The following is a 9,750-nucleotide window of genomic DNA, read 5'->3' on the forward strand; positions in this document are numbered from 1 at the left end:
CCTTCCTGGTGAGCGTGGCGCACTCACCCCCTGCTGTTATCCCCCTACAAAAGCCCCGCACCCTCCGCCTCGTTTACACAGCGTTGGTGGGCGGGGCAGGATTGCAGGTGATCGTTCACCATTCCTGTTGCCTGCATATGGGCATACATAATGGTAGAGCCTACGAAACTGAAACCGGCTTTTTTTAGCGCTTTGCTCATAGCATCAGATTCTACCGTACTGGCAGGTACCTGCTTGAGGGAGGCCGGACGATTCACTATGACGCGGCCATCAGTAAATTGCCACAGGAACTCCGATAGGGATTGCCCCTTTTCTCGCAAAGCCAGGGTGGCGCGAGCATTTTTTACTGCGGACTCCACTTTCAGGCGGTTGCGAATAATGCCCGGATCCAGTAGTAACTTTTCCACTTTTTTGGGTGTATAGCGCGCGATTTTTCCCACATCGAAATCATCAAACAAGCGGCGGTAATTTTCCCTTTTATTCAAAACTGTAATCCAGGAAAGTCCGGCCTGGGCACCTTCCAACAATAGGAATTCGAACAGGGTTTTATCATCTGTAACCGGGCGCCCCCACTCCTCGTCATGGTATTGCTGATACAATGGCGTTGACAGACACCAACCGCAGCGCTTCTCCTCCATTATCGACTCCTAAAAAATTGCCATTAATACAAAAAAACCAAAAATCGGGAGATGAATCATTGGATACTGGCGTTTGGTAGATACAGAGGTGGGGCGCTAATGGGCGCCCGAGAAAAAGTAATACTGAATTAATTGCAGAACCAGTAATAAGGCGACCAAAATAAAAATAATATTACCGCGATTCACTTTGACTCCAATAAATTTTGCTGTACTAACCAATCACGACATTCGCATAACATAGTATCCAATGCCACCTGTGATTGATAATCGAGTTCGCGTTCTGCCTTGGAGCTGCTGGCTACAACCCGGCGTGTAACCAGGGTAGCCTTTTCCGGGGTAATGACCGGCTCATTGCCGCTCACTCGCGACCAGAGATCAGAAAACCAGGCAATAGACTGAATAACAAAGGCGGGAGTAGTACGCTTGGGCACAGGCTTGTGTAACAACTCGGCTATTTTTCCGAAAAATTCCAGGAAGCTCGCGTCAGTACCAGCGAGAATATAATTTTCTCCGCAGCGACCCTTTTCCACTGCATTAATATGTGCCCGCGCTACAGCGCCAGCATGGCAAAAAGAACCCCAACCAGGAGGCACTCCCGGTAACTGGTTTTTATCTATCAGAAAAAAAGTCTGAGCCCAACTGGAAGTATCGTATTTACCCACAATTGCACAGGGGTTGAGAAATACCGCATCAAGCCCCTGATCAATTTCCTTGCGTACGGCAATTTCCTCTCGCTTCTTGGTATATAAGTAATGATGACGAGGATCATCGGCCAGTTTTGCACTCTCCTCCGTGATCTTATCTTTGTGGTAGCCGTAGGCAGAAATAGAGCTGGTGACTACCATACGCCCTACATTTTTTTCCCTAGCCACTTTAGCAATATTTGCTGAACCCTCGACATTGTCTCTCCATTGCTGGACATTGCCACCGCGCCACATACTGGTGTTAGCAGCCATATGGAACAGAGCATCGACACTGTCCGGGATAGCCGAGCGAAGAGAGTCGAGGTCTTCCAACGAGGCCTCTACCAATTCCGCCCCCATAGAGCGCAACATATCCGTATTTGAGGTTCGCCGGTGCATGGCGGTCACCCGCCAGCCATCGTCAACCAGCTGCTCCACCAGATTGGCACCGAGGAAGCCACTGCCCCCGGTTACAAACGCATGTTTCATAAATCCACCGGATGATTAGTTATCGTTATTCATACCCAGTGATGTTCTCTGCAGAAACCGCCACCCTCCGGAAGGGCAAACCGGCTGGCGGTACCGCTGCTCCGGCAGAGCGGGCCGCACACCTAATCCTTCAGTGATACGACCCCAGAAATTCATCCAACTTTTCTTTAATACCGGGAGCCTCAATAAATGGCCTCGGTATCGTTTATGTCGGATTAATTGGAAAGATTACTCGATTTTCATACCGAGCTGGTAGGCGAGGAAGCTCCACTGATTAGCAAAGTCTTCCACCTGCATCCATATCGGTTTGCCTGCGCCGTGCCCCGCCCGGGTCTCCACCGCGAGCCATACAGGTTTATTACAGCCCTGGTCCCTCTGCAGGGCGGCAGCAAACTTGTAGCTATGCCAGGGCACCACTCGATCATCGCGATCGGCAGTGGTAATCAGAGTGGCTGGATAGCAGGTACCCTTGCGGGTATTGTGCACTGGAGAGTAAGCGTGCAACGCTTTAAATTCCTCACGATTTTCACTCAAGCCATAGTCGCTTGACCACTGACGCGCATTGGCGGAAGCCGTATGATAGCGCAGCATATCGAGTACACCCACCACAGGTAATGCCGCAGCAAACAGGTCTGGGCGCTGCACTAGAGTCGCACCCGCAAGCAGTCCACCGTTGGAGCGGCCACTGATACCCAGTTTCTCTGGAGAGGTAACTTTTTCCTCAATCAGCCACTCAGCTGCGGCAATAAAGTCATCGAATACATTTTGCTTTTGGGTTTTGGTGCCCGCTTGATGCCAGGCATTGCCGTACTCACTACCACCGCGCAAGTTGGCCAGTGCCAGGGTACCGCCCATATCCAGCCAGCCCACAAAGCGATTGTAGAAGCGTGGCAACTGAGCGGAGTTGAAACCACCATAACCATACAGCAGCGTAGGGTTGGAGCCATCGCGTTTCATGCCCTTCTTATGCACCAGGAATAAAGGTACGCGGGTGCCGTCTTTGCTTTTATAGAAATGCTGGCTCACGGTTAAGCCAGAGAAATCTGTCGCGTATTTCGGCCGCTTGAACAACTTGGTTTCACCAGTCTGCACATTCAGGTGGTAAATGCTCGGCGGGGTTATAAAATTGGAGAAGGAATAAAAGGTCTCCACTTCATCCGGCTCGCCGTAAAAGCCCTTCACGGAACCCACACCGGGTAGCTTCAGCTCGTACTGTTTCTTGCCATTGGTATCGGTCACCAATACCCGCGACTTGGCGTCTTCCAGGTAATGAAGTACGAAGCGATCGCCGATATAGCTGGCACTCTGCAGGGCACTGTTTGTTTCCGGCACCAGGTCACGCCAGTTCTTGCGTTGCGGCCTATTCAGGTCGATAGCGATCACACGCCCCAGTGGTGCTCCTGCGCTGGTCTCAAAAAAGAAAGTGCTCCCCTTATTGCCAAGATACTGGTACAGACCATCCCAGTCATCCAGCAGCTTAACGACCTTGCCACTTTTATCGCGCAAGTCGCGATAGTAGAAGCCGTTGGAGTCATAGCCATCGAAGATACCGAATAACAGGTAGTTCCCATCGTCACTTACCGCTGCTCCAGGGTTGCGGGTGGGATGATCCGTAATTTGGTATATCAACTGGTCTTGCTTCTGAGCATCCCCCAGGCGGTGAAAATAGACTGCTACCTGCTTGCTATCATCCGCAGTGCCATCCTTGTTAAACGGGTAGCGGCTATAGTAAAAACCAGACTCATCCGGCGCCCAACTGGTATCACTAAACTTGATACCGGTCAGCTGCTCCTCCAAGTCCTTGCCTGTCTCAAGATCGCGAATACGATAGTCGGTCCAGTCAGTCCCACCATCAGAGATACCGTAAGCCAGGTATCGGCCCTTTGGACTGACTTTGAGGCGTTTGGCTGCAATAGTGCCATCCTCGCTCAGGCTGCGCGGGTCCAGCATTGGCTTGCCGTCCTGGGCAAGCTCTGGGGTGCGGTAGAAAATATTCTGGTCCCAATCACCGTTGTTATAGTCGTAATAGTAACTGTCACCTTTCTTATAGGGCACGCCATATCGCTCATAGCGCCACAGTTCCGTAAGGCGGTCATTGATCTTCTGCCAACCAGGTAAATCCTTCAGACGCGGCAGAGCATGCTCATTTTGGGCCTTAACCCACTCTTTAACCTCTTTGTTGGACATGTCCTCCATCCAACGATAGGGGTCTGCCACCTCGACACCGAAGTATTCATCCACATGTTCGACGGCTTTACTCTTTGGGTAATTGTCTGCCGCCTGCACACTAGCCGCTGTGGTCAAGGCTCCAGCCAGGAGCGCTATTAACTGTTTCCTCATACCGTATTCTCGGTTTCTCTACGTTAGCCAGTCCGCTAATCTAGGCCATTTACTCACAAGGTTCCATAGAGACAAAGAGTTCTGAGATGAAAGGATTGATCCAGCGGGTTAGCCACGCCCGTGTAAATGTGGCTGGAAAGTCAGTGGGAGCTATCGACAATGGATTGCTGCTTCTGTTGGGCATAGAGGAAAAAGATGGTCATGAGAGCGCGGACAAATTACTGAATAAGGTACTGAATTACCGAGTTTTTTCTGATGAAAATGGACGTATGAACCTGAATGTCCAGCAGGCCGGTGGTGGTTTACTGGTTGTCAGTCAATTTACCCTGGTGGCCGAAACTGACCGCGGCTTGCGTCCCAGCTTCAGCCGAGGCGCCAGCCCCCAGCAAGCCGAGGCTCTGTATGATTACTTCGTCAAACGCGCAAAGTCCCAGTTTTCTCCTGTAGCCAGCGGTGTTTTCGCCGCAGATATGCAGGTTTCCCTGCTGAATGACGGCCCGGTTACTTTTATGCTGGAAATATAATTTGCAGCATCACCACTGGGTTTCCGGCAATTACCAGCCTGTAAATTATCGATTACCTAATTGATTCCAGGGCTGTAGTGGAACTTGCTTTAATTCACATTTAGGGAAAAGATTAAATCTCTTATCATTACGGTGGTATAAATCATAACCTGGGGAGAAATTTTCGTATGCTTTTGAAGAGAATGCGTATTCTCTTTATCATCGCGCCTGACAGCAGGGCCTGGGTGAATTTACCTAACCGCTTATCAAAGTAGGTAAATTCAGCTTATTTAGTTAAAGTTGGTAACTATGCAAATCTCTGTAACAAAAAATATTCTCCTCAAACCCCTCACAGATGGAGATGCGCAGGAAATCCATTTACTTATTGAACAAAATCGTTCCCTGTTGGCGAAATATCTCTACTGGGTAGAGTCAATAAAGGATCTATCCAGCACCAGGGAATATCTTCGTCAACGTATTTACAGTAATAATACCGGAGCTGCCTGGTATAAAATTATCGTTGAAGGAAAAATTTCAGGCATTTTTGGTATTAAAGAGGTAAACCCCCAAAAGCAATACGCCGAAATCGGATACTGGCTCTCCGCCCACTGCCAGGGCCGAGGCGTTATGACGAGAGTAGTAGAAAAAATATGTGCGCATCTAAAAAATAGTCAGGGTATTCAGCAGCTTGGTATTCAGTGCCTCTCTGAAAATAAAGCGAGCATCGCCATAGCTAAGCGGGCTGGCGGGATCCACACTGATACAGTTGCCAACTATTATACTATTGATGGCAAAGTCCAAGATCTCAAAATCTATACTGTAGCCCTTTAGGCAACACTTAAGGGGAGAGCTCTAAGACAGCAGGCCCAGAACAAACTAAGTATTTGCGCCGCTAGTCTTATTGCGACTTGGTCTTTACCGGGCTCCACTCCAAACCATCCGCTCCCTGCCCGGCCCTGAATATCCTTCCAACAGACCAATCCTCAGTGTCTATCTCTACTACCTTGCCATCTCTTTGAGATCCCGCAAATAGGAATTTCCCATCTGGAGAAAATAGTAGAGAAGCGGGCTCACGGGCACCTACAGCACCCACGTCAATTGCCTTGATCTCTTTCCGTGTCGCAGCATCATAGATCAGTATCCTATGTCCCTGTAGGTCAGCCACAGCGACTAACTTCCCATCCGGATTAAAGCGGATCCGAATAGGTAAGTAGCCTACATCCAAGGTCTCCTTCCTCTTGAGGCTACCAGTGTCGTAGATAAAAATATTTTCCGACTGATTGTTTCCTATCCATAACTCCTTACCATCGGGGCTGACCCAAACTGCCTCTGGTCCCTCACCGGCAGGAAGAGTGGTTTTCAGGTTCATTGACTCTGTATCGATAACACTAAAAGTATCAGAGCCGCGACTGGTGACATAAGCGGTTTTGCTATCCGGTGATAGAGCCAATAAATGGCTGCCTATCTGATCTGTTGAAACAGATCCAATTACTTTTCCCGATGAAACATCAACTTTAATAACATCATTGGTTTCTTCTGTTGTGACAATCACATTGTTACTTTCGCCCAACCAGGCAATACCATGGGGACCCATATGCGGGCTTATTTTGATGACACTAATGCGCCTGCCCGTTGCCACATCAAAAACATTTAATTCCTCACCTACATAGCCGTCCTCAAGATAGGAAACCACTACTGCCTTGCTCTTATCGGGAGAAAGAATCATTTCATGAGGTGCGCCCCCCGTTTCCCGCCGTTTTATTTCCTGGCCATTCTCTAGGTCTATAAAGCTGACTGTACCTTCATATTTATTGCCTACAATCAGCGTACTTGCATTAGAGGCTCCAACCCCTGCAAACAGACTAGCCAGCAAACAAGCGAATACTATTTTCATCAAGAGACCTCAAACTTTAACGAGCCCAGAACTCGGCAAACCAAAATTATCCGCTTCGAAGAACTATAAATATGATTATCTTGAACAAGGACACAAACGAGTCTCTAGTGGCGTCAACTTCCCTTTAAGGATAGGCGTTAACTTCAGTATCAAATAAAGACAAACTCTAGAACTATTCTTCATAAAAAATCTTACCAACAGAATCCATGGATAGACCTGTGCATAACTCCGGGATATCCACTTTCAGGCCTTTGTTTCCATAGGGGGTCTTTTAATGGGTAAAAAAACACCACTGATTCTAGGGTGATTTCCACAGGTCGGCCGTTATTAACAGAATGGCTGGATAGACTTGTGTATAACTGTGGTATATCCGCTGCCAGCCTTACAGTTGTGTGACATTGCGCGAGCGCACAAAAAATCACCGGCTTTTTCGTTGGTATTTTTGTGTCACTTTTATCCCTGTCAGGCCCTTTTTTACAGCGGAGATAATTTCTTTATTGGGAAGATTTTTTCCGGGAAGACTACTAGTAGTACTGCGGTAAATTATTTGGGAATGCCATTCCAGGGAAGGTTGCAGTAAAAAATAGCTGGGCGCTCAATTTTTTTCAGGAGAGAAAGCCGCGAGGAGAACTCTTTATTTACAGCCGCGTAAACGTGTTCGACTTTTTAGCGGGGTTTTTCCTGTTTAAATTTTTCAAGGGGTTTCTTTGTCACATTATTTTCTTAGTTTTTATTTTTAGCTTTTCTTTTTTAATTTTTCTTCGTTTCATCTTTGCCTTCTTTTTATTTTTGATTTCTTTTTATTTTTAACTTCCAAGTTTTTGCTTTTCTTCTTTGCGGCTCTTCACGGGTATTTTTTTACACATAAAAAAAGGGCCACCCATTGGGTGGCCCTTTCGGATTAGAAGCCTGACGATGACCTACTCTCACATGGGGAAGCCCCACACTACCATCGGCGATGTTGCGTTTCACTTCTGAGTTCGGCAAGGGATCAGGTGGTTCCACAACTCTATTGTCGTCAGGCAAACTGGCTTGGGTTGGCGCTGGTCTTATAAGCAATGTGCTTGGCCTGCCGTGTTATCGCTGTTTGCCTCGGTCATGTTGTTGACCGGCGATAACCCCAAATAAGTCGGTAAAACAATCTGTAGTAATACACCGCAAGCGATCGTATGTCTCTAACTCACAATCCGCTAGCTTAGCTAGTCGTTAGTAACCATCTCTGTTGTATGGTCAAGCCGCACGGGCAATTAGTACTGGTTAGCTCAACGCCTCACAACGCTTCCACACCCAGCCTATCAACGTGGTAGTCTTCCACGGCCCTTTAGGGGAATCAAGTTCCCAGGGAGATCTTATCTTGAAGGAGGCTTCCCGCTTAGATGCTTTCAGCGGTTATCCCGTCCGAACATAGCTACCCGGCAATGCCACTGGCGTGACAACCGGAACACCAGAGGTTCGTTCACTCCGGTCCTCTCGTACTAGGAGCAACTCTTCTCAAATCTCCAACGCCCACGGCAGATAGGGACCGAACTGTCTCACGACGTTCTAAACCCAGCTCGCGTACCACTTTAAATGGCGAACAGCCATACCCTTGGGACCGGCTTCAGCCCCAGGATGTGATGAGCCGACATCGAGGTGCCAAACACCGCCGTCGATGTGAACTCTTGGGCGGTATCAGCCTGTTATCCCCGGAGTACCTTTTATCCGTTGAGCGACGACCCTTCCATACAGAATCGCCGGATCACTATGACCTACTTTCGTACCTGCTCGACATGTCTGTCTCGCAGTCAAGCGCACTTATACCATTATGCTCATTGCATGATTTCCGACCATGCTGAGTGCACCTTCGTACTCCTCCGTTACTCTTTGGGAGGAGACCGCCCCAGTCAAACTACCCACCATACACTGTCCTCGATCCGGATAACGGACCAGAGTTAGAACCTCAAACATACCAGGGTGGTATTTCAAGGACGGCTCCACAACAACTAGCGTCGCTGCTTCAAAGCCTCCCACCTATCCTACACAAATAGGCTCAAAGTTCAGTGCAAAGCTGTAGTAAAGGTTCACGGGGTCTTTCCGTCTAGCCGCGGGTACACTGCATCTTAACAGCGATTTCAATTTCACTGAGTCTCTGGTGGAGACAGCGTGGCCATCGTTACGCCATTCGTGCAGGTCGGAACTTACCCGACAAGGAATTTCGCTACCTTAGGACCGTTATAGTTACGGCCGCCGTTTACCGGGGCTTCGATCAAGAGCTTCGCCGAAGCTAACCCCATCAATTAACCTTCCGGCACCGGGCAGGCGTCACACCCTATACGTCCACTTACGTGTTTGCAGAGTGCTATGTTTTTAATAAACAGTCGCAGCCACCTGGTCACTTCGACCGGCCTCAGCTTAGGGAGCAAGTCCCATCACCAAAACCGGCGTACCTTCTCCCGAAGTTACGGTACCATTTTGCCTAGTTCCTTCACCAGAGTTCTCTCAAGCGCCTTGGTATTCTCTACCTGACCACCTGTGTCGGTTTAGAGTACGGTTCACTATTGCCTGAAGCTTAGAAGTTTTTCCTGGAAGCAGGGCATCAACCACTTCGTCTCTAAAAGAGACTCGTCATCAGTTCTCAGCCTTAGGGACCCGGATTTGCCTAAGTCCCCAGCCTACAACCTTAAACATGGACAACCAATCGCCATGCTGGCCTAGCCTTCTCCGTCACTCCATCGCAGCAATAGCGAGTACAGGAATATTAACCTGTTTTCCATCGACTACGGCTTTCGCCCTCGCCTTAGGGGCCGACTAACCCTGTCCCGATTAGCGTTGGACAGGAACCCTTGGTCTTCCGGCGGGGAGGTTTTTCACCTCCCTTATCGTTACTCATGTCAGCATTCGCACTTGTGATACCTCCAGCAGACCTCCCGATCCACCTTCAACGGCTTACACAACGCTCCTCTACCATGCCCGAAGGCATCCGCAGCTTCGGTTACCAATTTAGCCCCGGTATATCTTCCGCGCAGGCCGACTCGACTAGTGAGCTATTACGCTTTCTTTAAAGGATGGCTGCTTCTAAGCCAACCTCCTAGCTGTCTGGGCCTTCCCACATCGTTTCCCACTTAATTGGTATTTGGGACCTTAGCTGGCGGTCTGGGTTGTTTCCCTTTCCACGACGGACGTTAGCACCCGCCGTGTGTCTCCCGCGATTGCACTCCTCGGTA

Annotated in this window: 7 protein-coding genes and 2 rRNA genes (1 of these 9 cut by a window edge); 2 read left to right on the top strand and 7 right to left on the bottom strand. The window is 49.0% G+C overall.

The features are described from left to right. Positions 1-44: 44 nt before the first annotated feature. The 4 genes from ACJJJB_RS18090 to ACJJJB_RS18105 form a co-directional block, all read right to left on the bottom strand. Complete coding sequence (locus ACJJJB_RS18090) at positions 45-638, bottom strand: DNA-3-methyladenine glycosylase I (protein WP_020414108.1); 594 nt, start codon at positions 636-638, stop codon at positions 45-47. Between the two features lie 182 nt (positions 639-820). Then, on the bottom strand, positions 821-1,810 hold the full coding sequence (locus ACJJJB_RS18095; RefSeq protein WP_020414106.1) for an SDR family oxidoreductase: 990 nt from the start codon (positions 1,808-1,810) through the stop codon (positions 821-823). Positions 1,811-1,825: 15 nt separating this feature from the next. Next, on the bottom strand, positions 1,826-1,966 hold the full coding sequence (locus ACJJJB_RS18100; RefSeq protein WP_445365271.1) for a hypothetical protein: 141 nt from the start codon (positions 1,964-1,966) through the stop codon (positions 1,826-1,828). 72 nt (positions 1,967-2,038) lie between these two features. After that, positions 2,039-4,150: a prolyl oligopeptidase family serine peptidase gene (locus tag ACJJJB_RS18105; protein WP_445365272.1), complete on the bottom strand. Its 2,112-nt coding sequence runs from the start codon at positions 4,148-4,150 to the stop codon at positions 2,039-2,041. Positions 4,151-4,236: 86 nt separating this feature from the next. Between ACJJJB_RS18105 and dtd the strand changes: the two genes are divergently transcribed. Together dtd and ACJJJB_RS18115 are read left to right on the top strand one after the other, a co-directional pair. Further along, positions 4,237-4,674: a D-aminoacyl-tRNA deacylase gene (gene dtd / locus ACJJJB_RS18110; protein ID WP_282952156.1), complete on the top strand. Its 438-nt coding sequence runs from the start codon at positions 4,237-4,239 to the stop codon at positions 4,672-4,674. A 288-nt stretch (positions 4,675-4,962) separates the two neighbouring features. Further along, on the top strand, positions 4,963-5,484 hold the full coding sequence (locus ACJJJB_RS18115; RefSeq protein WP_020414103.1) for a GNAT family N-acetyltransferase: 522 nt from the start codon (positions 4,963-4,965) through the stop codon (positions 5,482-5,484). Positions 5,485-5,551: 67 nt separating this feature from the next. On the opposite strand, the gene ACJJJB_RS18120 is transcribed toward ACJJJB_RS18115, so the two are convergent. The 3 genes from ACJJJB_RS18120 to ACJJJB_RS18130 form a co-directional block, all read right to left on the bottom strand. Beyond that, a complete protein-coding gene (locus ACJJJB_RS18120; RefSeq protein ID WP_353375473.1) occupies positions 5,552-6,547 on the bottom strand; it encodes a YncE family protein in 996 nt (331 codons plus the stop codon). 907 nt (positions 6,548-7,454) lie between these two features. Then, positions 7,455-7,570: ribosomal RNA gene (rrf, locus tag ACJJJB_RS18125) — 5S ribosomal RNA — on the bottom strand. A 203-nt stretch (positions 7,571-7,773) separates the two neighbouring features. Next, positions 7,774-9,750, bottom strand: a 23S ribosomal RNA gene (locus ACJJJB_RS18130) (it continues 901 nt past the right edge of the window).

This window comes from Microbulbifer variabilis, assembly GCF_052468405.1.

What these genes read in the sequence shown, in the direction of transcription:
- ACJJJB_RS18105 (WP_445365272.1), bottom strand. Translation starts at nt 4,150, where the DNA reads ATGAGGAAACAGTTAATAGCGCTCCTGGCTGGAGCCTTGACCACAGCG.
- ACJJJB_RS18090 (WP_020414108.1), bottom strand. Translation starts at nt 638, where the DNA reads ATGGAGGAGAAGCGCTGCGGTTGGTGTCTGTCAACGCCATTGTATCAG.
- ACJJJB_RS18095 (WP_020414106.1), bottom strand. Translation starts at nt 1,810, where the DNA reads ATGAAACATGCGTTTGTAACCGGGGGCAGTGGCTTCCTCGGTGCCAAT.
- ACJJJB_RS18115 (WP_020414103.1), top strand. Translation starts at nt 4,963, where the DNA reads ATGCAAATCTCTGTAACAAAAAATATTCTCCTCAAACCCCTCACAGAT.
- ACJJJB_RS18120 (WP_353375473.1), bottom strand. Translation starts at nt 6,547, where the DNA reads ATGAAAATAGTATTCGCTTGTTTGCTGGCTAGTCTGTTTGCAGGGGTT.
- ACJJJB_RS18100 (WP_445365271.1), bottom strand. Translation starts at nt 1,966, where the DNA reads ATGAATTTCTGGGGTCGTATCACTGAAGGATTAGGTGTGCGGCCCGCT.
- dtd (WP_282952156.1), top strand. Translation starts at nt 4,237, where the DNA reads ATGAAAGGATTGATCCAGCGGGTTAGCCACGCCCGTGTAAATGTGGCT.